The sequence below is a fragment of the Campylobacter sp. RM12640 genome, assembly GCF_020137595.1.
Classification (GTDB): Bacteria; Campylobacterota; Campylobacteria; order Campylobacterales; family Campylobacteraceae; genus Campylobacter_E.
In genome coordinates, this window is the sequence record NZ_JACGAU010000006.1 from 25,797 (window position 1) to 50,530 (window position 24,734).

A 24,734-nucleotide genomic window follows, 5' to 3' on the forward strand; every position below is an offset into this window, starting at 1 on the left:
TTAGTGAAGAGTTAAATCTCTTCATTGTTTATATATACATTAAAACTTTTTGGCTTGCTAATCTTTTTAATAGCTTCTTGCATAATGAAATTATTTGTATTTTTTGTTATATATAAAGTTTTATTTTTATAAGAAAAATCACAAATTTCGTTTTCTTTAGCCTTATTTAAAGCATTACAAAATGCTAGAATAAAATTAAGCCAAGATATGGTATTTTCATCTGGCAATAGTTTTTTTAATTTTAAATTCTCATAATTTATTTTTTTGCCGTGTTGTTCTATTATAGTTGCTATTAGTGCTTTATCTTCGTGTTTTATACAAAAATTTAGACCACTTAAAACACAATAAGCACTATGTTTATGGTTTGAATAATAACTAAGCAATAAACCTGTTTCAATGAGTTTTGCTGCATATGTTAAGTGTTTTAGATATTTTTTATCAACATAATGAATTTCATTTAAAGTATTAAATAATCTTGTAACATTACTAACCAGTGAGCCTGATTTGTATTTAATTAGTCTATCTTCAAGACTTTTTAAGCTCGGATTAAAATTGGCTGGAAACCCTTTGTGGTGTTTAAATAAGTCTTTTAAAAATATTCCTTCTCTAACTCCAGCACCACTTGTAATTATTTGCTTAATTTTTAATTTTTTAATTATTTTATAAAAGACTAAAGCACCCATTTTAATGGTATCGTGTCTTTCTTTTTTAATTCCTAGCGAGCTAAGTTCTGAATTTTTGCAATTGATAATTTTTTCTATAAATTCACTTTCTTCATCTACTTGATAAGAAAAAGCATGAACCTGACTTAAAGGATAATTATTTTTTTCCATAATAGCATTGCTAATAGCTCTTAATGAGCCACCTATTGTAATTAAGATAGAAGCTTTAAAATCATCAGGGATTTGCTCTAAATAATTATCTATATATTTTTCTAATTTATTAAATTTGTCTTTAAATAAGTCTTTTAATCTCACCGTTCCAAGGTCAAGCGAGAAAGTTTTAATTACTTTTGTATTTTCACACAAACACAATTCAGCACTACCACCACCAATATCTAAACAAATTGATTTTTCATCTAATTTAGGTAGTAAATTAATAGCTCCAAAACCACTTAAATATGCTTCTTCCATTCCACTTAAAGTTTTGATATTGAGTTTTAAATCTTTTTTTAATAGGTTAATTAAATCAGCTTTATTTTTTGCATCTCTTAGAGCTGATGTTCCTATGCAAAATATTTTATTACACTTAAAATTAAGCGCTTGAGTTTTAAAATATTTTATTATTTCGTAAGCTTTTTTGATTTGTTTTTCTACTAATACATTATCCTGTTCATAAGCACCTTGTGCCAAACGAAATTTAACTTTTTGTTCGTTTAATATATAAAAACCATATCTTGAAGTTTTTTCATATATTGCCATTCTAATTCCGTTTGAACCTAAATCAATAATTGCAGTTTTTTTTGCCATATTTCTTCTCTTAATTTTTTTTGATTTTCATAGAAAAAATAGCCCTTGTTCCTTGCATATCTTTTCTATTTTCTAATGATACTTCAGCTTTTAGTGCGGTTGCAGCTGATTTTGATAAATAAAGTCCTAATCCAACGCCTTCTTTATCTCCAAATCTTTTAAATGGTGCAAAATAATCTTTATCTTCACTAATTCCACAACCCATATCATCTACATATAGATAAAAAGTCATATTATTGATGAAAGTTGTAATTGTTATTGTTGTATTTGGTTGAGAAAATTTAAATGCGTTTTGAATAAAATTTTGTAAAATTTGTGAGAATAAGGTTTTTTGTATTTTTATTTTTAATTCATTTGGGTTTAGATTGAGTTCTATTTTTTGTCCTGTTTTTGAGCCTAATAGGCTAAAATTTTTGCTTTCTTGTCTAATAAAATCAATTAAATCTATTTCATTTGGTTCTTCAAATTGCGCACCTTCTAATCTGCCAATTTTAAGAATTTCATTTATGATTTTATTGATATTATCTATGCTATCATTAGAGTTTTTAATGGTTTGAATATAATATTCACTATCTCTTGATTTAATTAGCGTTACATCGTTTTTAGCTTTTATAACTGCTAAAGGAGTTTTTAATTCGTGAGCAATTCCTATAAATAGTTCTTTTTGAGACATATTATAGTTTTGAATTCTAGTAATTAAGTGATTAATACTACTTATGATTTCTTTAAACTCTAATGGATAGTTTTTATAATCTAATCTATTTGTAAAGTTATCATCAAACCTACTAACTTTAACGCTTAATTCTTTTAGGTGCATTGATAATATTCTTGATAAGAATAATGAATAAAAAATAATCAAACTAATAGCAATAATAATTATTAAAAATAAAGATATAAAAATAGTATCAAGAATTTTAATTGATTGACTTATATCTTTTTTTAATATTATATAATCCCCAAATTCATTGTAAGGATATGTTAAAATCAAGACTTTTTTATCATTTTCATTGATTATTTGAAAGTTTGGTTTCATAGTTTTTTTATCTAAATGAATTATTTTATAGTCTTTAAAAATAATAAAGTTTGAACTATTATTCACTTCAATAATACTAATAGCATTTTTGATTAAATTATCAAATTCATTTTGCATTATATTAATTTTTAGAATTTGATACGACAGAACTGAAAAAATAACAACTAGCACCGTAATAGTAGATGCTAGTTGCAAGAAAAATTTATTTCTTATGCTTTTTTGGGAAAGCAAAATCTATAGCCTCTTCTTCTTATTGTTTCAATAGTTGAGATACCTAAAGGCTTATCCATTTTTTGCCTAATTTGATTGATTGCAACTTCAATTACATTAGGAGTTACAAGTTCAGGTTCTTCCCAAATTGCATCTAATAATTGTTCTTTTGATACTATTTGATCAGAGTGTCTTGCAAGATGGGTTAATACTTCAAAAGGTTTACCTTTTAATTCAATTTCTTTACCTTTATAAGTAATTTTTTCTTCATCTGGGTCTATTTCTAAATTATCAATTTTAATTGTATTTGACCCACCAAATCTAAGTCTTGCTTCAATTCTAGCTAATAATACATTAAAATCAAAAGGTTTTTTAATGTAATCATCAGCACCTGCTTTTAAAGCGCTTATTTCACTTTCTTTATCATCTTTTGCAGATAAAATTATGATTGAAGTTCTTGAAGATTTATGTTTTACAACATGTATTAAGTCAGTGCCATCACCATCAGGAAGCATCCAATCTGTCAATACTAAATCGTAGTTTCTAATACCGATATAATATTCAGCATCTTTACAATTTTCGCACGCATCTATTTGATAGCCATATTCAGTTAAACCTTCGGCTAGTGTCTTGTTTAAAGATATTTCATCTTCCACTACTAAAATACGCATTTTTTTTCCTTAAAGTAAAATTAAGGTTATGCTAACACAATTTAAGCAAATATTCAAGTTTTTTTAAAGTTATTTTAATATTTTTTTTTGTATTTAGCACTAAGTTTTGTGTTTTTCATAATCTCTAATTTAATAATCTCAATTTTTATTTTTTTTAGTTGTGGAAATTTGATTTTTATTTTTTTTGCTAGTTTTTTATTAGCTTTTTCTAAGGTAAAGAATTTTTTTGATTTTAAATATTTTTTTGATAATTTAGTTACTTTAGCATAGTCTAAAAAACTATCAGCTTTTGCATTTATTTTTAGGCTTATTGTTTGCTTTTCTAATCTTTCAAATTCCAATAAGCCTATTATACATTTAAATTTTGTTTTTATTTTTATATGACTTTGCATTCGTCTTTAAAAATCAATCTAATAATATTTGGTATATGTTTATAGAACACAAAAAATAATATTAAATATATTGGTGCGTGAGAATTAATACTAATATTAGGGTATAAAAATTCTGCACTAATTACTCCAATACTAAATCCTATTAATGATGCTAAGCTAGATATTTTAAATACTTTTCCGATTATTAGCCAAAAAATAAGACCTATAATTACAGAATAAGGAACTAATAGTATTAAAGCTCCAGCCCCACTAGCTACGCCTTTACCGCCATTAAAGCTTAAAAATATGCTATAGCAATGTCCTATAACACTAAGAACTGCCATAGCCCAAATTGTTGCTTCACTTATATCTAAAAACATAGCAATACAAATTGGAAGCATAGCTTTTAAAAAATCACTTAACATAGTAGCTATTGCTAATTTTTTAGCTAATTTTGGATTAACTTGTTTTACAACTCTTAATACATTTGTAGCTCCTATGCTTTTTGAACCTTGAGATTTAATATCAACATTCGCAAATTTTTTAGCATATATTAATCCAAAAGGAATTGAGCCTATTAAATAGGCTATTAGCATACAAATTAAATTATTATTTGTAAACAAATCAATTATGAATGTAATAAAATTCATATCTTAATCTCTTTTATATAGGCTTAATTGATTTTTAAGCTCTACTAAAGTTTCTTCTACTCTTCTGCTTGCAAATTCTTGAATTTTTTTAGCATCTTCTTGGTCTGGTAAAATCTCTAAACAATATCTGTAAGCATTTTGATACACAATTAAAACAACTAATTTAAATTTTAAATTAAACTCAACTGCTTCATTTGAATGAGGCATATGTAAACAAATATAAGATGATAAAATATCACCTCTTTTAAATCCTACATCTTCATTAGAAACAACACCAATTCCACCCTCTGAAATATCAAATAATTTTCCATTAGCAACCCTTCCATCTTCATGAGTTAGTGCTATTTTAGTAAATTCATTAGGATGCACTCTAGGATATGCTCTTTTTAATGCGTGCATATATGGTTGGCTTTCAAAATTATTTAAAGTTACCGTGCAATTTACAATATTAACAGATAAAATATTTGCTTTAATATTTTTTTGCAAATATTGATTTTGAACTATATAAGCGCAATCTTCTTCTTTCATAGCTAAAATTTGCATTAAATCAACTTTTACAACTATACTCGCATCTTCAACTTGTAAAATTTCTCCGTAAGTTCTAACAGGAACACCATTATAAAGATTTAAAAATTCTAATTTTTCTCCTACAGAATACATTTTTTTAAATGTATCTATAAAATTCTCGTGTATAAAAAATCCACCAGAACTACTTGCTGAAAATACATTAATTGAACTTTGTGCAGTCGTAGAATCGTGACAAATTGTGCAAAAAATTGAACCATATCTTTCTAATGCAAAGGCGAGATTAACAACTAATTTATTGTTTAATCCATTATTCATAATATGCTTAGAAAAATCTATATAAGTTTTTAATAAAAATTCAAAAAAGCAAGCTCTATCAAAGTCTTTTGTCTTGGCTAATTCCTTACCTCTTTCTATACTAAAATCTTTTGTTAGTAACATAGAAAATAATTCTTCGTAAGCATCTTCACAATTTTTTGATAAAATTTTGCCTTCGCTTCTATAATAAGCTTGTATGTTATTAATAAATTTGTGTGTATATTTTTCAAAATAATTAATACTAGAATTAACTAGTTCGTCTCTTCCTTCAAAACTCATGTTTTTGTTTCCTTTTAAACTAAAAATAGCATTAGTGTAGCAAAAAAAATAAATTTTTAAATAAAAATTAATGATTTTTTGATAGTATTCGCTTTTTACAACTCATTTAAGCTTATTTAAATCTTTAAATTTCTAATATTTAAAGTGCTTGATGGGACTTACTAAATTACAAAGGATGAATTATGTATGCTATTTTTAAACATAGCGGTAAGCAGTACAAAGTAAGTGTTGGCGACGAATTAAAGTTAGATCGCTTTGAAGCAGAGAAAAAGTCTATCGTAGAAGTTACAGATGTTTTAGCTGTTAACGATAAAGAATTAAAAATCGGTACCCCTTTTGTTAGTGGAGCGAAAGTTGTTCTTGAAGTTATCAACGAAGGAAAAGATAAAAAAGTTGTAATTTTTAAGAAAAGAAGAAGAAAAGACTCTAAATTAAAAAGAGGTTTTAGAAGACAATTTACTCGCGTAGTAGTAAAAGAAATTAAAGCGTAAGGAGAAATACAATGGCACACAAGAAAGGTCAAGGTTCAACTCAAAATAATAGAGATTCTATAGGTAGACGTTTAGGTGTTAAAAAATTTGGTGGAGAATTTGTAAGAGCTGGAAATATTATTATTCGCCAAAGAGGAACAGCAACTCACGCAGGAGCAAATGTTGGTATGGGAAGAGATCATACTATTTTTGCTTTAGTTGATGGTTTTGTTAAATTTGAAAGAAAAGACAAAAACCGCAAAAAAGTTTCTGTATATCCTGCAGTATAATTTAAATTAAAAGGAGCTTAGGTAATGTTTGTTGATAGTATAAAAATTAGGCTGAGCTCTGGTAACGGCGGAGCGGGTGCTAGCTCATTTCGCCGTGAAAAACATGTACCACTAGGTGGTCCTGATGGCGGCGATGGCGGTCGTGGTGGCGATGTAGTGGTTATTTGTGATAATAATCTTCATACTTTAGCACATTTTAAAGGCAAAACACATTTAAAAGCTAGTAATGGTGATTGTGGATTACCTAGAAATAAAAGTGGTAAAAAAGGTGAGAATTTAGAAATAAAGGTTCCAATAGGTACTCAAATTATTGATATTAATACCAATGAAATCTTACATGACTTTACGAGTTTAGGAGAGCAAATAGTCTTATTAAATGGTGGTTTAGGTGGCCTTGGAAATAGACATTTTAAAAGTTCTGTTAATCAAAGACCTACATACGCTCAACCTGGCAAAAAAGGAGAAAGTCTAGAAGTAAGACTTGAATTAAAATTAATTGCTGATGTTGGATTAGTTGGATATCCTAATGTTGGAAAATCTACTTTAATTAGTATAGTAAGTAATGCTAAGCCAGAAATTGCTGATTATGAATTTACAACTCTTACTCCAAAATTAGGTGTTGTAGATATTAATGATTACTCGTTTGTAATGGCTGATATACCAGGAATTATAGAAGGTGCTAGCGAAGGAAAAGGTTTAGGATATGAGTTCTTAAAACACATATCAAGGTCAAAATGCTTATTATTTATGCTAGATAGTTTTAAAGAAATGAGCATTAAAGAACAATTTATTAATTTATACAAAGAACTTGAAGCTTATGGCTTGAATGATTTTAAATTTGCAGTTGCAATCACAAGATGTGATGTGGCTAAAGAGAATTTAATTCAAGAATTAGAACTTTTAAATGAGTATTTAAAAAGATATGATAATTTAGTTTTTGTTACAAAAATATCTTCAGTTACTAATGATGGTATTAAAGAGTTAAAATTATCTTTATCAAAAATGTTATTTGAATAACATATCTTAATTTTTAGGTATATCATGAAAAAAAATATAGTATTTATGGGCACGCCCGAATTTTCGGCATTTATTTTAGAAGAGCTTAGTAAATTTCATAATGTAAGTCTAGTTTTAACCCAAACAGATAAAGAAGTTGGAAGAAAAAAAATATTAACTCCAAGTCCAGTAAAAGAGATTGCGTTAAAACTAAACTTAGAATTAGCACAACCAAAAAGCTTAAGAAATAATGAAGAGATTAGAAATTTAATTAACAATAAAAAACCAGATTTTATAATAGTTGCAGCTTATGGAAAAATACTGCCAAAAGAGATTTTAGACATAGCACCTTGTATTAATACTCACGCTAGTTTACTTCCTTATTATAGAGGAGCTTCACCTATACAAAGTGCTATTTTAAATGGTGATATTGTAAGTGGAGTTACACTTATGAATATGGATATAGGTCTTGATACTGGAGATATTTTATATCAACAAGAATTAAATATTAAGGATTTAAATTCTCCACAAGTATTTGAAAAAATGTCTAAATTATCAGCAAAAATGCTTTTGGAATTTTTAGAAAATCCAAATTATTTTCAACCTATTAAACAAGATGATTCAAAGGCAACTCATACAAAAATTATTAAAAAACAAGATGGTTTAATTGAGCTAAATAATGCTAAAGAAATATACCAAAAATATTTAGCATTTTATGATTGGCCTAATATATTTTTAGAAAATGGTTTAAAGCTAAATGAACTTGAATTGAATGAATGTGAAAGTGATAATAAAGAAGGGCTTATAAAAGAAATAGGTAAAAATTATTTAATTTTAACTTGTAAAAAAGGCAGCTTAAAAGTTTATAAATTGCAAGATGCAGGTAAAAAGTCTTTAGATGCTAATGTATATGTAAATGGTAAAAGGTTAAAACAAGGAGATAGCATTGTATAATCTAGCTTTTTGTAATTGTATAAGTTCAACTCAAGTTGAGCTTATAAATGCTATTAGAAATGGTTTTAAAGAACACGCATTTGCATTGGCTACGCTTAAACAAACTAACGGAATTGGCTCTTGTAATAGAAATTGGGTTAGCGATAATACCGATTCATTTGGCAATATAAATTCTCAGATTCATAATCAGTATTTTAAAGATATAGATTTTATATTTTTTGATGAATATAATAAATTTAATTTAGATATAAAAAATAATTTATATTTATCTTTTTTTAATGATAATTTACCAGATGATTTACCTATTCAATCAGCTAGTATATATTATTCTATGATAATGAAAATAGTCTTAAAAGAATTTGGTTCAAAAGTTTTTATCAAATGGCCTAATGATTTTTATTTAGATAATAAAAAAATTGGAGGGCTAATCACTGCAAAAATAAAAGATAAATTAGTTTGTGGTATTGGTATAAACATAACTACAGCACCAGTAGATGCTAATATTTTAGATATAGATATTTCATATTCAACATTACTTAAAACTTTTTTTGATAGAATAAATCTTAATATTTCTTGGAAAGAAATTTTTGATTATTATAAGAGTGATTTTGAATTAAGTAGATCGTTTTATTTTAAAAATGATGATAATACTTATTCATTAAATGATGTAAAATTATATGAAGATGGTTCTATTTTAGTAGATAACAAAAGGATATATAGTTTAAGATGAGTGAAATTATAACAATAGCTAATCAAAAGGGTGGGGTAGGTAAAACAACAACGGCAGTGAATTTAGCAGCTTCTCTTGCGGTAGCTGAAAAAAGTGTTTTACTAATAGATATGGATCCACAAGGTAATGCTACCACAGGCTACGGATTTAAAAGAAGTGATTTTGAATTTAATATATATCATGTATTAAGTGGTAAAAAAACATTAGATGAGATTATTTTAAAGACAAGTTTGAATAAACTAGACCTTGCTCCATCAAATATTGTTCTTACTAATTTTGAGCAAGAATTAGGAACAGGTGTAAATAATAAACAAATTTTAAGAAAAGCTTTAAAAGATGTTGTAAATAGATATGATTATATAATAATAGATTCGCCACCTGCATTAGGAAATATCACAATTAATGCACTTGCAGCAAGCACTGATGTAATAATCCCGATTCAATGTGAATATTTAGCATTAGAAGGTTTGGCACATATTTTAAGGACAATTCATAATATAAGAGAAGCAATAAATCCTAAGTTAAGAATAAGGGGAATTTTACCTACTATGTATAGCCCACAGAATAATCTTTCAAAGGATACGGTTGCCGAACTTAAAAAGCATTTAAGTGGCAAGTTATTTAGAAAAGATGGAGAGATAGTAATAATTCCAAGAAATGTAAAACTAGCAGAAAGTCCAAGTTTTGGAAAACCTATAATATTGTATGATATAAAATCTCCAGGTTGTGTTGCTTATCAAAGCTTAGCACATTCTTTAATAGGATAGAAAATGGCAAAAAAATCTTTAGGTTCAGATTTTAGTAGTATTTTAGATGATATATCTTTAGCTTATGATGATGAGTTAAGTGGAGTTTTTAGAAGTGATTTAGATACTATAAGAGATATTAGTATAGATGATATAACTCCAAATCCATATCAGCCAAGAAAAAGTTTTAATGAAGATAGTATAAATGAACTTGCTAATTCCATTAAAAATCACGGATTATTACAACCAATTGTTGTAATAGATGCTGATGAGCTTTGTGAAAAGGCAATGGAAAATGGAGAAAATTTAGAAAAAGTAACTAAATATTTTTTAATTGCTGGCGAGAGAAGATTAAGGGCTATTAAAGCTTTAGGTGAAACAAAAATTAAAGCAATTATTGCAAATATAGATTCAAGTAAAACAAGAGAATTAGCTTTACTTGAAAATATTCAAAGAGAAGATTTAAATCCCATTGAACTTGCTTTAGCTTATAAAGAGTTAATGAGAGTTAGAAAAATTACTCAAGAAGAATTAGCGCATAGTATTCAAAAAAGTAGAGCAAATATAGCAAATACTTTAAGATTACTTACTCTTAGTGAAGATACTCAAAAATTAATTATTGATGGCAAATTAAGTGCAGGTCATGCTAAAGTAATAGCAGGTCAAAAAGAAGATGAAAAGATTTTAGTAAATACAATTATTGGTCAAAAATTAAATGTTAGAGATTGTGAAAAACTAGCAAATAAACTCAAGGGTAAAAATACAAATAACATAATTGATGATAGTTTGTTAAAAAAATTAAAAGAATTTAAAATAGATTTTAAAATACAAAATGGCAAACTTATATTTAATTTAAATCAAGAAAATACTAAAAATTTTGTTGAAAATGCTATAAAAAACTTATAATTTAAATATTATTTGATTTTTTTATGTTAATATAAAGTTTTATCAAAATAAGGAGAATGTATGTTTGATGACTTAGATCTTAAAATGATGTTATTAACAGCTATGTTGTTTTTAATATTGCTTTGGATTTTAGATTACATCTTATACAAACCATTGCTAACCTTTATGAAAAATAGAGATGATGGTATAAAAGAAGATGAAGCTAGAATTCAGCAAAATAACACAGACGCTAGTAATAATGAAACATTAATTGCTAAGATTTATGCTGATGCAAGAGCTAAAGCTCAAGCCATCAAAAGCGAGCAAGTTGCCGTAGCAAAAGAGCAAGCAAGCAAAGCTATAGCAGAAAAAAAGGCTAGTCTTGATTTAGACTATCAGAAATTTTTAACTGAACTTGAAGCAAAAAAAATTCAGTTTAAAAATGAGTTGAAAGCTGATTTGTTTCAGTGTGAAAATGCTTTAAGAGCAAGTATAGAAAAAATTTAAGGTTGCTTTATGAACAGATTAATATGGATTTTATTACCTACTTATTTGTTGGCTAGTGATACAGATATTTTCTATAGAACTATAAATTTTGTAATTTTTGCTGTTATGATGTATTTATTACTTGCTAAGACAATTAAAAAGATATATTGTGATAGAATTGATAATATTAAAAATAGATTAGTATCAATAGAAAAAAGCTTAGATGAGGCTAAAAAAAATAAAGAAGAAGCAATTAAAAAAATAGAGATAGCTAATAATGAGGCTGATAAGCTAATAGAATTAGCTAAAGAACAAGCTATAAAATTAAATGAAAATATTTTAAAAGATGCTAATAATGAGATAGAAAATATGAAAAAATCTTATGAAGAGCAAAAAATATTTGAAGAGAAAAAGGCTAAAGAAGAAGTTGTCAATGAACTTATAGAAGAGCTTTTAAATACTAATGTTAATTTAAAACAATCTGATTTATTAGATATTGTTTCAAGGAAAGTTAGCTAATGGAAAAGTATGTAAATATAATAATGCAAAGAAAAGATAGGGAAGAATTTATATCTTGTTTTGAGATTTTAAAAGAAGCCTTTAAAGATAAAAAAACATTAGTGATAATAAATGCAGTTGGCATTAGCTTAGATAAAAAGATAGAGTTTTTAGTGAGTTTATCTAATACAAACAAAAAAGAAATTATTAATTTTTTAAAGGTATTAGGAGTAAATAATAAACTTGATAAAGTTCCAGTTGTTTATGATGGATTAGTTAAAAAATTAGCTTTAGAAAATAATATTTATTATGCTGATATTTATTCTAAAGAAAAAATTAGTGATAATGATATATTAAAGCACGAAAAAGAATTATCAAATTATTTTAAAAAAGAAATAAAACTAAAAAATATAATTCATGATAAAAATGAAATAAAGATTTATATTGAAGACTTAGGATATGAAATAATAGTATCAGAAACTTCATTAAAAGATAAAATCAAACAGCATATAATGAAAGCAATTTAAGAGGAGTAACAGTGAGTTTTAACGCAAATGAAATTAGCTCAATTATTAAAGAAAGAATTGAGAATTTTAATTTAAATTTAGAAATTGAAGAAACTGGTAAAGTTATTTCAATAGCTGATGGTGTTGCTAATGTTTTTGGATTAAAAAATGTTATGGCAGGAGAAATGGTTGAATTTGAAAATGGCGAAAAAGGTATGGCATTAAACCTTGAAGAAAATAGTGTTGGTGTTGTAGTTTTAGGAAGTTTTTCAAATATTAAAGAAGGTAGCTCTGTTAAAAGATTAAAACAATTATTAAAAGTTCCAGTTGGTGAAGAATTAATTGGTCGTGTTGTTAATGCTTTAGGAGAGCCAATCGACGCAAAAGGTGTTATAAATACTACAAAAACTGCATTTGTTGAAGAAAAAGCTAAAGGTATTATGGCTAGAAAAAGCGTTCATGAACCATTACAAACAGGTATTAAAGCAATTGATGCCCTTGTTCCAATTGGTCGCGGTCAAAGAGAGTTGATTATTGGAGATAGACAAACAGGTAAAACAACCGTAGCAGTAGATACTATAATTAATCAAAAAGGTCAAAATGTTGTATGTATTTATGTAGCTATTGGACAAAAACAAAGCACTGTTGCGCAAGTTGTTAAAAAACTTGAAGAACATGGGGCTATGGATTATACAATAGTAGTAAGTGCAACTGCGAGTGATTCAGCGGCTCTTCAATACCTTGCTCCTTATACAGGCGTTACAATGGGTGAGTACTTTAGAGACAATAGCAAACATGCTTTAATAGTATATGATGATTTAAGTAAGCACGCAGTAGCTTATCGTGAAATGAGCTTGATTTTACGCCGTCCTCCAGGTCGTGAAGCTTATCCAGGCGATGTATTCTATCTACATTCAAGATTATTAGAAAGAGCTTCAAAATTAAGTGATGCTTTAGGTGCAGGTTCGTTAACAGCTTTACCTATTATTGAAACTCAAGCAGGAGATGTTTCAGCATATATTCCAACTAATGTTATTTCAATTACAGATGGACAAATATTCTTAGAAACAGATTTATTTAACTCAGGTATTCGTCCTGCTATTAACGTAGGTTTATCAGTATCTAGGGTAGGTGGTTCTGCTCAAATTAAAGCTACAAAACAAGTATCAGGAACATTAAGATTAGACCTTGCGCAATATCGTGAATTACAAGCATTTGCACAATTTGCAAGTGATTTAGATGAGAGTTCAAGAAAACAATTAGAGCGTGGTCAAAGAATGGTTGAAGTATTAAAACAACCTCCATATAGCCCATTAGCTATTGAAAAGCAAATAGTTCTAATTTATGCAGGTACTAGAGGATTTTTAGATGATATTGCTGTAGATAAGATTACTAAATTTGAAAATGATTTATATGCTTATATTGAAACAAAGTCTCCTGAGATTTTTGAGCAAATTAGAGTTAAAAAAGCTTTAGATAGTGATTTAGAAGATAAAATTAAAAATTTATTAAATGAGTTTAAAGCAACACAAGCGTAGGTTTTGTAATGGCGAATTTAAAAGAGATAAAAAGAAAAATAAAGAGCGTTCATAATACTCAAAAGACTACTAATGCTATGAAATTAGTGTCTACTGCTAAATTAAAAAAAGCAGAAGAGCTTGCTAAGAAGTCTAAAGTATATGCAAGTAAATTGCAAGAGGTTATGCAAGAAATTTCGTTTAAGCTAAATCAATTTGATATGGCTAAAGATAGTAGATTTTTTGGTAAGCATGAGATTAAGATTGTGGATGTTGTATTTATTACTTCGGACAAAGGTTTGTGCGGTGGTTTTAATATAAAAACTTTAAAAGAAGTTAGTAAAATTATTAAAGAAAATAAAGAAAAAGGTATTAAAACTAGATTAAGAGCTATAGGAAAAGTTGGTATTGAGTTTTTTAATTTTCAAAAAATTGAAATACTAGATAAATATACAGGCGTTAGTTCTTCACCTGATTATGAAAAAGCTAGAGAAATTATTAATTTAGCTATTAGTGATTATGAAAAAGCATTAACTGATAAGATAATATTAGTTCATAATGGCTATAAAAATATGATTTCTCAAGAATTATCAGTGTGTAATTTATTACCTGTAGATTCAAGTAATTCTGAAATTACTAATTCAAATTCTTTATTAGAAATTGAACCTGAAGAAAAGGAAGTTTTAGAAGAATTACTAAAAAGATATATAGAATATAGTATGTTTTATTCATTGATAGATAGTTTAGCAGCTGAACATAGTGCTAGAATGCAAGCAATGGATAACGCAACTAATAATGCTAAAGCAAGGGTTAAAGAACTTAATTTAGCTTATAATAAAGCAAGACAAGAAAGCATAACTACTGAATTAATTGAAATTATCAGTGGTGTTGAATCAATGAAAGAATAGGAGAATATATGCAAGGATTTATATCTCAGGTATTAGGACCTGTTGTAGATGTTGAATTTAGCGATTATTTACCACAAATCAATGAAGCTATTGAAGTAAATTATGAGGTTGAAGGTAAGCAAATTCGTTTAATATTAGAAGTAGCAGCACATTTAGGTGATGGCCGTGTAAGAACTATTGCTATGGATATGACTGATGGTTTAGTAAGAGGAACTAAAGCTGTTAGCTTAGGTGCTCCAATTAGTGTTCCTGTTGGGGAAAAAGTTTTAGGAAGAATTTTCAATGTGGTTGGAGATTTAATTGATGAAGGTGCTCCAGAAAATTATGAAACAAAATGGGCTATTCATAGAGAACCACCTAAATTTGAAGACCAAAGCACAAAAAGTGAAATATTTGAAACTGGTATTAAAGTAGTTGATTTACTTGCTCCTTATGCAAAAGGTGGTAAAGTAGGATTATTTGGTGGTGCTGGTGTTGGTAAAACAGTTATTATTATGGAATTAATTCACAATGTTGCGTTTAAACATAGTGGTTATTCAGTATTTGCTGGTGTTGGTGAGAGAACTCGTGAAGGAAATGACCTTTATAATGAAATGAAAGAAAGCAATGTTTTAGATAAAGTTGCTTTATGCTATGGTCAAATGAATGAACCACCAGGGGCAAGAAATCGTATTGCTTTAACAGGTCTTACAATGGCTGAATATTTTAGAGATGAAATGGGACTTGATGTTTTAATGTTTATTGATAATATCTTTAGATTTTCTCAATCAGGTTCAGAAATGTCAGCTTTACTTGGTCGTATTCCTTCAGCTGTTGGTTATCAGCCAACTTTAGCAAGTGAAATGGGTAAATTCCAAGAAAGAATTACATCAACTAAAAAAGGTTCAATTACTTCAGTTCAAGCTGTTTATGTTCCTGCTGATGACTTAACAGACCCAGCGCCTGCAACCGTTTTTGCTCACCTAGATGCTACAACGGTTTTAAATAGAAGTATTGCTGAAAAAGGAATTTATCCTGCGGTTGATCCACTTGATTCAACTTCAAGAATGCTTGACCCGCAAATTATTGGTGAAGAGCATTATAAGGTAGCTCGTGGAGTTCAAAGTGTGCTTCAAAAATATAAAGATTTACAAGATATCATAGCTATTTTAGGTATGGATGAACTTAGCGAAGAAGATAAATTAGTTGTTGAAAGAGCTAGAAAAATTGAGAAATTCCTATCACAACCATTCTTCGTAGCTGAAGTTTTCACAGGTAGTCCTGGAAAATATATAAGCCTTGAAGAAACTATAGCTGGATTTAAAGGTATATTAGAAGGTAAATATGATGACTTACCTGAAAACGCATTTTATATGGTAGGAAATATTGAAGAGGCTATTAAGAAAGCAGAAAAATTAAAGGCTTAATATGGATAAATTAACTTTAGAAATAGTTACTCCACACGGAGAAATCTTTAATTCAGAAGTTAAATCAGTGTTAGTGCCAGGAAGTGAAGGTGAGTTTGGTGTTTTGCCAAACCACGCTTCTGTAATTTCTTTGCTTCAAGCTGGTGTAATTAGTGTGGAAAATTATGATGGTTCAAAGGAGCTTATAGCTATTGATTCAGGCCATGTAAAAGTTGATGAAAATAGTGTTGTTATTTTGGCTCAAGGTGCTGTTTATCTAGGTGGTAATGATAATTCAATAAGCAAAAAAAAGTTAGAAGAAGCTAAAGAATTATTAAAATCAGCAGGTGCAAATTCAGCAACCCTTGCCGCAACTTTAGGAAGACTGGATTCTAAATGAATTTGATTTCGGATTTTGACTTAGCTACTTTATTAGCAGTTGGGATTTTGGGTTTTTATTCTATTATTGCTTTAGCGATTTTTTTATATCGCTTAAGCAATATTTCTAAATTTTATCAAGAAGAATTAAGAACTTTAGATAGGTTATTAAAAAATCAAGATTTATCTTTTGAGGCTTATTTTAAACCTTGTGAAGGTTCTATGAAAAAATTAGAGATTTATTATAATGAAGCTTCTAAAAATCTTAGCGAAGGCCTTACTTGGCTTAGTATTATCGCTACTACTTCGCCTTTTATAGGATTGTTTGGAACCGTTGTTTCAATATACTTTACTTTAATATCTTTAAATGGAAATGGTGATATTACTCAAATCGCTTCTCCAATTGGTCATGCTTTAATAGCTACTGCTAGTGGGATTATTTCTGCTATTTTAGCTTATACATTTCATTTAATTGTGAAACGAAAAGTATTTGAATGTTTAAATATTTTAGAGAGTCAAATAAAGATTATTAGCAATGAAAAATGATTTTTTACACGAAGACCCAGAGTTAAACATAACTCCTTTAGTTGATGTTATGTTAGTGTTATTGGTAATTTTAATGCTAGTAATTCCTAATTTAAAATATGATGAAAATATTAATTTACCAAATGGCTCAAAATCAAGTGTTAGCAAAGCAAAAAAAGATGATATTTTCGTAAGCATTACAAAAGATGAAGTAGTTTTAAATAAGAAAAAATATCCTTATATTGCTTTTTTTGATAATTTTAGTTTAATTAAAAATCAATTTGATAAAGATAAAATAGTTTATATATCTGGAGATAAAGATATAAGTTACGATAAGCTAATGCAAGTATTATCAACTTTTTCAAAAGCAGGATTTGTAAAAATTTCACTTCAAACAAAATGAGTAAATCAAAAGCTTTTTTATTATCTTGTTTAATATATGTGCTTACTATATTAATATTTATTTTGCTAATAAATATTTTTGCTAAAAATGAAGAAGTTATTAAATATGGCAATAGTGAAGTGGATATATTGTTCGTAGAAGATAATGTTGAAACTCCAGCTGAGGTTAAACAAGACTATACTAAAGAAGTAGCAAAAAAAATAAATAAAAGTCCAGAAAATACAAGCAATGATAATGCTACAAAAGATAATCAAAATAAAGTAATTGAACAAAATGAAAAAGTAGAACAACAAACTGATAGTAAAGATAGTGATAGCGATTTAAGTAGTTTGTTTGGGGATTTAAAAGTTAGCAAAAGTGAAAGAAAAAATCCAAAAAAGGAAACTAAGCAAGAAGAAAATAAATTAAATCAATCACAATTAGATGCTTTAAAAAAAATACAATCACAATTAGCTAATACAACAATTAAGTCAAATAATAATTCAGAGACTACACAAACATCTGCTAAGGTTTCTGGAATTTATGATGAATATTTTGGTAGAGTGAATGCGTATTTGAAAAATGTTTGGAGTTTAGTAACTGCTAATAGTTCAGATATTAATGATAAGGAAATTTTTGAAGTAGCTTTTACAATATCAAAAAATGGTATAATAAAAATCAAAGATAATGGTTTTAATGAAAGTTCTGCTTTAAGACAAAAGGCAAGAATTTTTATACAAACTATTAATCAACAAAACAAAAATTTAGGAATTCCACCAAATCAACAAGATTATAGTGGTAGTTTAAGGCTTTCGGTTATATTAAGTATCAAGGAGATAAAATGAAAAAGATATTTTTATTATGTTTTAGTTTAGTATGCTTAACTGCTGATATTATTATGGATGTGGTTAGCGAGCAAGAGGTGTTGCCTAAGATTAGAATAACTACAAGTAGTTTGGTTAATTTTGATTTTGATAAGGTAATTAAAAATGATGTTTTAGTAAGTTCTAAATTTGAAATTACTAATGAAAATAATGCAAATTATGAATTAAATTATAATTTAAATCCTGTAGGAAATAATTATGAGTTAAGCATAACTCTTAAGGGTATGAATAATGAAATTAAGTATAACAATACTTTTACTTATCCAAAAAGTGCTTATGTGTTTTTATCTCACAAAGCAATTTCACAAATGTTTAAGGACTTAAAATTAGCAGATTTAGATTGGATGAATAAAAAGATTTTAATTACTAGAAAAATAGCTGCTAAGCAAAGTCAAATTCTTATTGCAGATTACACTTTAAATTATCAAAAAATTATTATGCAAGGTGGGTTAAATTTATTTGCAAAATGGGCAAATAGCAATCAAAATGAATTTTATTATACAGATTATAATAAAGATATTTTGAGTATATATAAATATAATTTATTGAATAATCAAAAAACTTTAATTACTCAAGGTTCTGGTATGTTAGCACTTAGTGATATTAGTAAAGATGGAACTAAAGCATTAATTACTAAAACAACGGAAGATCAACCAGAAATATTTTTATTAGATTTAAATACTAAAAATACAAAAAGACTTACTATGTATAAAGGAATAGATGTTAGTGCAAGATTTGTAGGTAGTGATAGTTTTGCTTTTGTTAGCGATAGAAGTTCTTATCCTAATTTATATTTACAAGGTCTTGATAAAACTAACGCAACTCAATTAGTTTATCATGGTAAAAACAATTCTGCCTTTAGTGTTTATAATAATTATATAGTTTATTCAAGTCGTGAAAAATCAGGAGATTTTAACTTATATGTTATGGCAACTGATTCGCAATATGTAAGACAATTGACATTAAATGGTAGAAATATTTTCCCTAATTTTAGTAGCGATGGTAAGACAATTATGTTTATAAAATTATTAGGAATGCAAAGTTCTTTAGGAATTTTAAGACTTGATGAGAATAAAGTGTATCATTTCCCACTAAAAGTTGGTAAAATTTCAACTTTGGATTGGTAATTAAATAAATTTTTAGTTTTGGAAATTATAATTTCAATTACTTTTTATGAAAGGAAAAAAATGAAAAAATTAGCTTATGCAGTTGCTTTAGCAGCTTTAGTTGTTGGTTGTAGTCAAAAGGCTACAGTTGAGGCTCCAAAAAAAGTGGAGGTTGCTCCAGATATGAATGTAGATGTTAAGGAAGATATTAATACTAAACTAGAAAGAATTAATAATTCTTTAGGTAAAGTATATTTTGACTTTGATAAATACGATATTCGTTCAGATATGTATGGCGTAGTATCAAATAACGCAAGTTTATTAAATCAAGATGGTAAAGATTTAAATATTGTTGTTGAAGGTAACTGCGACGAGTGGGGTAGTGAAGAATATAACCAAGCTTTAGGTTTAAAAAGAGCTAAAGCTGTTAAAGATGGTTTAGAATCTCAAGGAGTTAGCAGCTCAAGAATTACAATTAAAAGCTATGGCGAAAACAACCTAGTATGTAATGATAAAACAAAAGAATGCGATGCTCAAAATCGTAGAGCAGAAACAAAAGTTCAGTTTTAATTTATGCTAAAACAAATACTTTTTATAGGGGCTTTAGCCCCTATTATTTACGCAGAAACTTCAGCCTTTAATGCAGGTAATATAAATATTAAAGAGCCTTATGGGCTAACAGAAAATGAAAAAGTTTTATTAGAGAACAAAAAAAAGGTTGAAACTCTTAGTAAAGATTATACTGGTGTTGATTTTAAAACAAATAAGGCTTTAGAAAGAATTGAAGGTATTCAAAGTGTAGTTGATGATTTGAATAACAAAACTTATAATTTTGAAGGTAAATTATTAGAAGTAGAAAAGTTTTCAAAAGAAAAACTTGATATTTATGATAAAGATATTTCTGAAATAAAACAAGAATTAAAAAATCAAAAAAACAGCATTAATCAGTTAAAAAAGGCTTTAAGTGAATTAACAAATTTAGTTAGTAGCTTGGGCGAGAATAAAGCTGTAAAATCTACAACTCAGCAAGTAGTAGCAAATGAGGTTGCAGCTAAAAATGAAACTCCAGCTCAAAAAATGGCAAATGCTATAAGTTTATATAATAGTAAAGATTATGAAAATTCCGCAAAAATTTTTGAAGAATTAGCAAATGCAAAACATAAACCTGCACAATGTAATTTTTATTTAGGACAAATTGCATACGCACAAAAAGACTATAAAAATGCTATATATTATTACAAAACAAGTTCAGATTTATATAATAATCAAGGGGTAAAAGCTCCTAATATGCCTTTAATTTTATTAAATACCGCAAATTCGTTGAAGGCAATTAATGAAACAGAAAAAGCAAATAATTTTTATGCAGCACTTAAAAAACAATTTCCAGATTCAAGTGAAGCTAAAAGTATAAATTAATAGAAAGGATTAAAAATGGCTATAAAAAAAGACAGCGTAGTATCACTTAATTTTATATTGCGTGATGCAAAAACTAATGAAGTATTAGAAAATAATACTGATTTTCATCCTATTTCATTTTTATTAGGTAGAAATCAAGTATTAGAGGCTTTAGAAGATGAAATTGCTAAACTAAATGAGGGTGATGAAAGTGATATTTTAATCACTAAAGATAAAGCTTGGCAAGAATATGATGAGAATTTGGTTCAAGAATTACCAAAAGAACAATTCGCAGGCATTGATTTAAATGTTGGCTTAGAATTATTCGGAGAAAACGAAGATGGCTCAACAGTTAGAGTTGTTGTTAAAGAAATCAAAGATAGTAGCGTAGTAATTGATTATAATCATCCTTACGCAGGAAGAGATTTATTATTTACCGTAAATATTAAAGAAGTAAGAGATGCTACTCCTGAAGAATTAGAAAGTGGTGCAGTAGCACAAGCTGGTGGATGTGGATGTGGAAATCACGGACATAGTGGTTGCAAAGGCGATGGAAGTTGCGGTCATCATCATGATGATGAAGATGATCATCACCATCATCACCACGGCGGCGGTTGTTGCAGAGGTTAAGAGCTAAGGTTTAGCTAAAATTGTTAAGGCGATTTATTTCGCCTTATACTAATATTTATTATATACTCAAAGTATTCAGTTTTTTAAAATTAATCATTTTTATAATTTTAAAATACATTTATTGCTATCAAATTCATAAATTACAAGCAATCTTGAATATATAATCGTAAGTTATAAATATACAAAACTTATTATTTTCAACTTGATTTTTAATTCAATCATAAAAAAGTGCTAAAATTGTGATATTAAAAATATAGATTGTATTAGTATTGCAAGTTAAACTTCGTTTATTATTTTAATAATGGAATTTATATTTTTATAATATTATACAAAAAGTAAAAAAGATTTATAATAGCTGTAATTAAAAGATTTTAATACTTGTATTATAAGATTTGATAATAAAATAAATTAAAAAGGAAAAATATGAATTACGCATTTTTATACCCAGGTCAAGGTTCTCAAAGTGCTTTTATGGGTCAAGAATTATTTGATAATTTTGAGTTTGTAAGAAAAACTTATGATGAAGTTAGTAGTTTTTGTGGTATTGATTTTAAAGAATTAATTTTTAGTAAAAATGATAGATTAGATATAAGTGAATTTACACAACCTGCAATATTACTAAATAGCATTATGTATTATAAAGTATTTGAGAAATTATTAGAAGAAAATGGAATTTCTTTAAGAAAAAAAGATGATATAAAGCCTTTTATTAGTTATGAAAACACTCCATCTTTAGGGCATTCTTTAGGAGAATTTTCGGCTTTATGTGCAAATAATGCACTTGAATTAAAAAATGCTTTAAAGCTAGTAAATATGCGTGGAAAATATATGCAAGAATGTGCAAGTAGCGAAAATCCTGCTTCTATGATGGTTATTTTAGGTTTAGATGATAATTTAGTAGAAGAAATTTGTGCTAAAGCAAATAAGGAAAATAAGCAAATCTATGCTGCAAATTACAATTGCGATGGTCAAATAGTTGTAGCTGGGCTTAAAAAAGATTTAGAAAATAGCATAGATGATTTTAAAAATGTTGGAGCAAAAAGAGCAATGCTACTTAATATGAGCGTAGCAAGTCATTGTCCTTTAATGCAAAGTGCAGCTAATAAATTAGAAAAAGAATTATTATTTAATGATGATTTCATACCAGTAATATCAAATGCTTTTATAAAGTCTTATAGCACTAAAAATGAAGCCATTTTAGCTATAAAAGAGCAACTTATTAAGCCTGTTTTATATAAACAAAGCATAAAAAGTATAGAAAATAGCGTTGATGGTTTTATAGAATTTGGAAGCAGTGTTTTATGCGGACTTAATAAAAAAATAACAAACAAACCAAGTATTAGTATAAAAAGCCTAGAAGATATTGAAAATTTTATAAAAACATTTAAGGAAAACCTATGAAAATAGCAATTTTAGGTGCTATGCGTGAAGAAATTGAGCCAATTTTAAATGAGTATTCTTATAAAGAGAGTAAATATGCAAATAATACTTATTATTTCATTGATTACGCAGGTCATGAACTAATTATTGCTTATTCAAAAATAGGCAAAGTAAATTCAGCTCTAAGTGCTAGTGTAATGATAGAAAAATATAAGGCTGATTGTTTGCTTTTTACAGGCGTTGCAGGGTCGCTTAATCCTAATTTAAAAATAGGGGATTTATTAATTGCAGAAGAATTAGTGCAGCACGATATAGATATAACAGCATTCGGACACAAACCTGGCTATGTTCCTGAAACTAGCGTTTTTATAAAAACAAGTGAAAAATTAAATAATATTGCTAAAAAAGTAGCAAAAGAGCTTGATTTAAATGTAGTTAGCGGCATTATTGCGACATCTGATCAATTTATTTGCGATGAAACTAAGAAAAATTGGATTAAAGATACTTTTAATGCTGATGCGGTTGAGATGGAAGGAGCAAGCGTTGCTTTAGTTTGCGAAAGTCTTAATGTGCCTTGTTTTATATTAAGAGCAATTAGCGATGATGCAGGTGGAAATGCTGATGTTAGTTTTGATGAGTTTTTAGAACTAGCTGCTAAAAATAGTGCTAGATTTGTCTTAAAAATGTGCGAACATTTGTTTAAAAATGAGCTTAGCAAAAGACTTATTAAAGAAGTAGCAAGAGCTTGTGATAAGTTTAATTTGATTGAAGAAGGCGATAAGGTTTTAGTAGGACTTAGCGGTGGAAAAGATAGCTTAAGCTTACTAATGCTACTTAAACATATGCAAAGAGCAGTCCCGTTTAAGTTTGAATTTGAAGCAGTAACGCTTAGTTATGGAATGGGTGAAGATTATAAATATTTAAGCAATTATTGCAAGATTTTAGGTATAAAACATACAATAATTGAAAGTAATATTTATGAGATTTCTAGTGAAAAAATCCGTCAAAATTCAAGCTTTTGCTCGTTTTTCTCTCGTATGAGAAGGGGATATTTATACACTTATGCTAAGGAAAATGGTTTTAATAAATTAGCTTTAGGACACCATTTAGATGATGCTATTGAGAGCTTTTTTATGAATTTTACTTATAATGGGGCTTTAAGAACACTTGCTGCGAAATTCACTTCAGCACAAGGAATTACCGTAATTCGTCCTTTGATATTTGTTCGTGAAAGAATGTTAAGAGAAAATGCTATTAAAAATGGTCTTAAAACAATAGGCGATGAAGCTTGTCCTGCTATGAGATTTGATGTAAAAATGCCACACGCAAGAGCAGAAACAAAAGAGCTTTTAGCAAGTCTTGAAGCACAAAATCCAAAATTATTTAAAAGCCTTGAAAATGCCTTTTTTAACATTCATTACGATACTTTTTTTGCAAACGAAGGTGCTAATTATTGCAAGGAATAATTTTAAATACCTTTAGCGTTAGGGATAAAGATTTAATAGTCTTTATCCTAAGTAGCGAGGAATTAGTAAAATGCTATAGATTTTACGGAGTTAGACACTCGCATTTAATAGTCGGAAATATTATTGATTATGAGCTAAGTATTCAGCCTTTATTTTTGCCAAAATTACATTCAACAATGCAATTAGCCTTGCCTTGGAATGATTATGAGATTATTAAGGCTTGGCAGAGTTTTTGTGTGCTTTTATATGAGCATTTAAAAGATAATCAAGAGTGCGGAAGTTTTTATTATGATTTAAGTTTAAGAATAATTAATAGATTAAAAACTCAACATTATAAAAGAGTATTTTTAGATGCTTATGCTTTGATGATTGAGTATGAAGGTAGGCTTTATTTTAGTGAAACTTGCACAGAATGCAATAAAGAATTAAATGATTTTTTTTCTTTAGGAGAAGGATTTTTAATGTATTGTAGGGGTTGTAAAGTGAGTGTAAGTATCAATAAAATTAAGATGAAAGATTATCTAAAAAATAAAAATTCAGCTATATTTGAAGATAGTGAAATAGATTTATTATACGAAGTATTTTCTAAAAAATTATAAAACTACAAAAGCTAAATTAAATTCTTTATTTTAAAAATCTTAAACAATACCACAATGAATTTGAATTTTAAATAAAATTTATTATCAATATA

Annotated in this window: 30 protein-coding genes and 1 pseudogene; 25 read left to right on the forward strand and 6 right to left on the reverse strand. The window is 27.6% G+C overall.

The features are described 5' to 3' along the window. Window positions 1-11 precede the first annotated feature (11 nt). From AVBRAN12640_RS03215 to AVBRAN12640_RS03240, 6 genes are all read right to left on the reverse strand, one after another. The gene (locus AVBRAN12640_RS03215; RefSeq protein ID WP_336608402.1) at window positions 12-1,469 is read right to left on the reverse strand and encodes a Ppx/GppA phosphatase family protein; all 1,458 of its coding nucleotides are present in this window, start codon (window positions 1,467-1,469) and stop codon (window positions 12-14) included. A 10-nt stretch (window positions 1,470-1,479) separates the two neighbouring features. Further along, complete coding sequence (locus AVBRAN12640_RS03220) at window positions 1,480-2,697, reverse strand: sensor histidine kinase (RefSeq protein ID WP_336609498.1); 1,218 nt, start codon at window positions 2,695-2,697, stop codon at window positions 1,480-1,482. A gap of 14 nt (window positions 2,698-2,711) precedes the next feature. Further along, window positions 2,712-3,383 (reverse strand): response regulator transcription factor, encoded by a 672-nt coding sequence (gene hsrA, locus AVBRAN12640_RS03225; protein ID WP_214117387.1) that lies wholly within the window; start codon window positions 3,381-3,383, stop codon window positions 2,712-2,714. Window positions 3,384-3,457: 74 nt separating this feature from the next. After that, on the reverse strand, window positions 3,458-3,775 hold the full coding sequence (locus AVBRAN12640_RS03230) for a dihydroneopterin aldolase (RefSeq protein ID WP_214117386.1): 318 nt from the start codon (window positions 3,773-3,775) through the stop codon (window positions 3,458-3,460). Further along, window positions 3,760-4,404, reverse strand: coding sequence for a glycerol-3-phosphate 1-O-acyltransferase PlsY (plsY, locus tag AVBRAN12640_RS03235; RefSeq protein WP_214120244.1), 645 nt, complete (start codon window positions 4,402-4,404; stop codon window positions 3,760-3,762). The genes AVBRAN12640_RS03230 and plsY overlap by 16 nt, the downstream gene beginning before the upstream one ends. A gap of 3 nt (window positions 4,405-4,407) precedes the next feature. Next, window positions 4,408-5,526 carry a PilZ domain-containing protein gene (locus tag AVBRAN12640_RS03240; protein WP_214120243.1) on the reverse strand — a complete coding sequence of 373 codons (1,119 nt, stop codon included), beginning with the start codon at window positions 5,524-5,526 and terminating at the stop codon, window positions 4,408-4,410. A 182-nt stretch (window positions 5,527-5,708) separates the two neighbouring features. Here AVBRAN12640_RS03240 and rplU point away from each other — a divergent pair, with 182 nt between their 5' ends. The 25 genes and pseudogenes from rplU to recO all read left to right on the forward strand — a co-directional run bounded on the left by rplU (window position 5,709) and on the right by recO (window position 24,642). Further along, window positions 5,709-6,017 carry a 50S ribosomal protein L21 gene (gene rplU, locus AVBRAN12640_RS03245; protein WP_214117383.1) on the forward strand — a complete coding sequence of 103 codons (309 nt, stop codon included), beginning with the start codon at window positions 5,709-5,711 and terminating at the stop codon, window positions 6,015-6,017. An 11-nt stretch (window positions 6,018-6,028) separates the two neighbouring features. Continuing rightward, window positions 6,029-6,286 (forward strand): 50S ribosomal protein L27, encoded by a 258-nt coding sequence (gene rpmA, locus AVBRAN12640_RS03250; RefSeq protein WP_214117382.1) that lies wholly within the window; start codon window positions 6,029-6,031, stop codon window positions 6,284-6,286. A 24-nt stretch (window positions 6,287-6,310) separates the two neighbouring features. Further along, window positions 6,311-7,303 (forward strand): GTPase ObgE, encoded by a 993-nt coding sequence (gene obgE / locus AVBRAN12640_RS03255; protein ID WP_214149696.1) that lies wholly within the window; start codon window positions 6,311-6,313, stop codon window positions 7,301-7,303. Window positions 7,304-7,327: 24 nt separating this feature from the next. Then, entirely contained in the window at window positions 7,328-8,236 is a 909-nt protein-coding gene (gene fmt / locus AVBRAN12640_RS03260) for a methionyl-tRNA formyltransferase (protein WP_214149697.1), read from the forward strand. Continuing rightward, window positions 8,229-8,966 carry a biotin--[acetyl-CoA-carboxylase] ligase gene (locus AVBRAN12640_RS03265; RefSeq protein WP_214149698.1) on the forward strand — a complete coding sequence of 246 codons (738 nt, stop codon included), beginning with the start codon at window positions 8,229-8,231 and terminating at the stop codon, window positions 8,964-8,966. The genes fmt and AVBRAN12640_RS03265 overlap by 8 nt, the downstream gene beginning before the upstream one ends. Next, window positions 8,963-9,733, forward strand: a complete 771-nt coding sequence (locus AVBRAN12640_RS03270; RefSeq protein WP_214117378.1) for a ParA family protein — start codon at window positions 8,963-8,965, stop codon at window positions 9,731-9,733. Before AVBRAN12640_RS03265 ends, AVBRAN12640_RS03270 begins: the two co-directional genes overlap by 4 nt. Before the next feature lie 3 nt (window positions 9,734-9,736). Further along, on the forward strand, window positions 9,737-10,618 hold the full coding sequence (locus tag AVBRAN12640_RS03275; RefSeq protein WP_214117377.1) for a ParB/RepB/Spo0J family partition protein: 882 nt from the start codon (window positions 9,737-9,739) through the stop codon (window positions 10,616-10,618). Window positions 10,619-10,678: 60 nt separating this feature from the next. Then, complete coding sequence (locus tag AVBRAN12640_RS03280) at window positions 10,679-11,104, forward strand: F0F1 ATP synthase subunit B family protein (protein ID WP_214117376.1); 426 nt, start codon at window positions 10,679-10,681, stop codon at window positions 11,102-11,104. A gap of 9 nt (window positions 11,105-11,113) precedes the next feature. Continuing rightward, window positions 11,114-11,602, forward strand: coding sequence for a F0F1 ATP synthase subunit B family protein (locus tag AVBRAN12640_RS03285; RefSeq protein WP_214117375.1), 489 nt, complete (start codon window positions 11,114-11,116; stop codon window positions 11,600-11,602). Beyond that, window positions 11,602-12,108, forward strand: coding sequence for a F0F1 ATP synthase subunit delta (locus AVBRAN12640_RS03290; protein WP_214117374.1), 507 nt, complete (start codon window positions 11,602-11,604; stop codon window positions 12,106-12,108). The genes AVBRAN12640_RS03285 and AVBRAN12640_RS03290 overlap by 1 nt, the downstream gene beginning before the upstream one ends. Window positions 12,109-12,119: 11 nt before the next feature. Next, entirely contained in the window at window positions 12,120-13,625 is a 1,506-nt protein-coding gene (atpA, locus tag AVBRAN12640_RS03295; protein ID WP_214117373.1) for a F0F1 ATP synthase subunit alpha, read from the forward strand. A gap of 8 nt (window positions 13,626-13,633) precedes the next feature. Then, the gene (gene atpG / locus AVBRAN12640_RS03300; protein WP_214117372.1) at window positions 13,634-14,512 is read left to right on the forward strand and encodes an ATP synthase F1 subunit gamma; all 879 of its coding nucleotides are present in this window, start codon (window positions 13,634-13,636) and stop codon (window positions 14,510-14,512) included. A gap of 8 nt (window positions 14,513-14,520) precedes the next feature. Next, the gene (atpD, locus tag AVBRAN12640_RS03305; protein WP_214117371.1) at window positions 14,521-15,918 is read left to right on the forward strand and encodes a F0F1 ATP synthase subunit beta; all 1,398 of its coding nucleotides are present in this window, start codon (window positions 14,521-14,523) and stop codon (window positions 15,916-15,918) included. A 1-nt stretch (window position 15,919) separates the two neighbouring features. Beyond that, window positions 15,920-16,297, forward strand: a complete 378-nt coding sequence (gene atpC, locus AVBRAN12640_RS03310; RefSeq protein ID WP_214117370.1) for an ATP synthase F1 subunit epsilon — start codon at window positions 15,920-15,922, stop codon at window positions 16,295-16,297. Continuing rightward, window positions 16,294-16,821, forward strand: a complete 528-nt coding sequence (locus AVBRAN12640_RS03315) for a MotA/TolQ/ExbB proton channel family protein (protein WP_336608401.1) — start codon at window positions 16,294-16,296, stop codon at window positions 16,819-16,821. Before atpC ends, AVBRAN12640_RS03315 begins: the two co-directional genes overlap by 4 nt. Then, a complete protein-coding gene (locus AVBRAN12640_RS03320) occupies window positions 16,811-17,203 on the forward strand; it encodes a biopolymer transporter ExbD (RefSeq protein ID WP_214117368.1) in 393 nt (130 codons plus the stop codon). The genes AVBRAN12640_RS03315 and AVBRAN12640_RS03320 overlap by 11 nt, the downstream gene beginning before the upstream one ends. Then, window positions 17,200-18,027, forward strand: coding sequence for a hypothetical protein (locus AVBRAN12640_RS03325; protein WP_214117367.1), 828 nt, complete (start codon window positions 17,200-17,202; stop codon window positions 18,025-18,027). The genes AVBRAN12640_RS03320 and AVBRAN12640_RS03325 overlap by 4 nt, the downstream gene beginning before the upstream one ends. Further along, window positions 18,024-19,193 (forward strand): PD40 domain-containing protein, encoded by a 1,170-nt coding sequence (locus AVBRAN12640_RS03330; RefSeq protein ID WP_214117366.1) that lies wholly within the window; start codon window positions 18,024-18,026, stop codon window positions 19,191-19,193. The genes AVBRAN12640_RS03325 and AVBRAN12640_RS03330 overlap by 4 nt, the downstream gene beginning before the upstream one ends. A 60-nt stretch (window positions 19,194-19,253) precedes the next feature. After that, window positions 19,254-19,742 carry an OmpA family protein gene (locus AVBRAN12640_RS03335; RefSeq protein WP_336608400.1) on the forward strand — a complete coding sequence of 163 codons (489 nt, stop codon included), beginning with the start codon at window positions 19,254-19,256 and terminating at the stop codon, window positions 19,740-19,742. 3 nt (window positions 19,743-19,745) lie between these two features. Beyond that, window positions 19,746-20,588, forward strand: a complete 843-nt coding sequence (locus AVBRAN12640_RS03340; RefSeq protein ID WP_214117364.1) for a tetratricopeptide repeat protein — start codon at window positions 19,746-19,748, stop codon at window positions 20,586-20,588. Between the two features lie 15 nt (window positions 20,589-20,603). Next, window positions 20,604-21,197 (forward strand): FKBP-type peptidyl-prolyl cis-trans isomerase, encoded by a 594-nt coding sequence (locus AVBRAN12640_RS03345; RefSeq protein ID WP_214117363.1) that lies wholly within the window; start codon window positions 20,604-20,606, stop codon window positions 21,195-21,197. Between the two features lie 423 nt (window positions 21,198-21,620). Beyond that, complete coding sequence (locus tag AVBRAN12640_RS03350; protein ID WP_336608399.1) at window positions 21,621-22,598, forward strand: ACP S-malonyltransferase; 978 nt, start codon at window positions 21,621-21,623, stop codon at window positions 22,596-22,598. Further along, a pseudogene (locus AVBRAN12640_RS03355) lies at window positions 22,595-23,275 on the forward strand (5'-methylthioadenosine/adenosylhomocysteine nucleosidase); the annotation flags it as partial. The gene AVBRAN12640_RS03350 and the pseudogene AVBRAN12640_RS03355, both read left to right, overlap by 4 nt. Next, window positions 23,261-24,043 carry an ATP-binding protein gene (locus tag AVBRAN12640_RS03360; RefSeq protein ID WP_214117410.1) on the forward strand — a complete coding sequence of 261 codons (783 nt, stop codon included), beginning with the start codon at window positions 23,261-23,263 and terminating at the stop codon, window positions 24,041-24,043. The pseudogene AVBRAN12640_RS03355 and the gene AVBRAN12640_RS03360, both read left to right, overlap by 15 nt. Next, window positions 24,031-24,642, forward strand: a complete 612-nt coding sequence (gene recO / locus AVBRAN12640_RS03365; protein WP_214117361.1) for a recombination protein RecO — start codon at window positions 24,031-24,033, stop codon at window positions 24,640-24,642. The genes AVBRAN12640_RS03360 and recO overlap by 13 nt, the downstream gene beginning before the upstream one ends. Window positions 24,643-24,734: the final 92 nt, after the last annotated feature.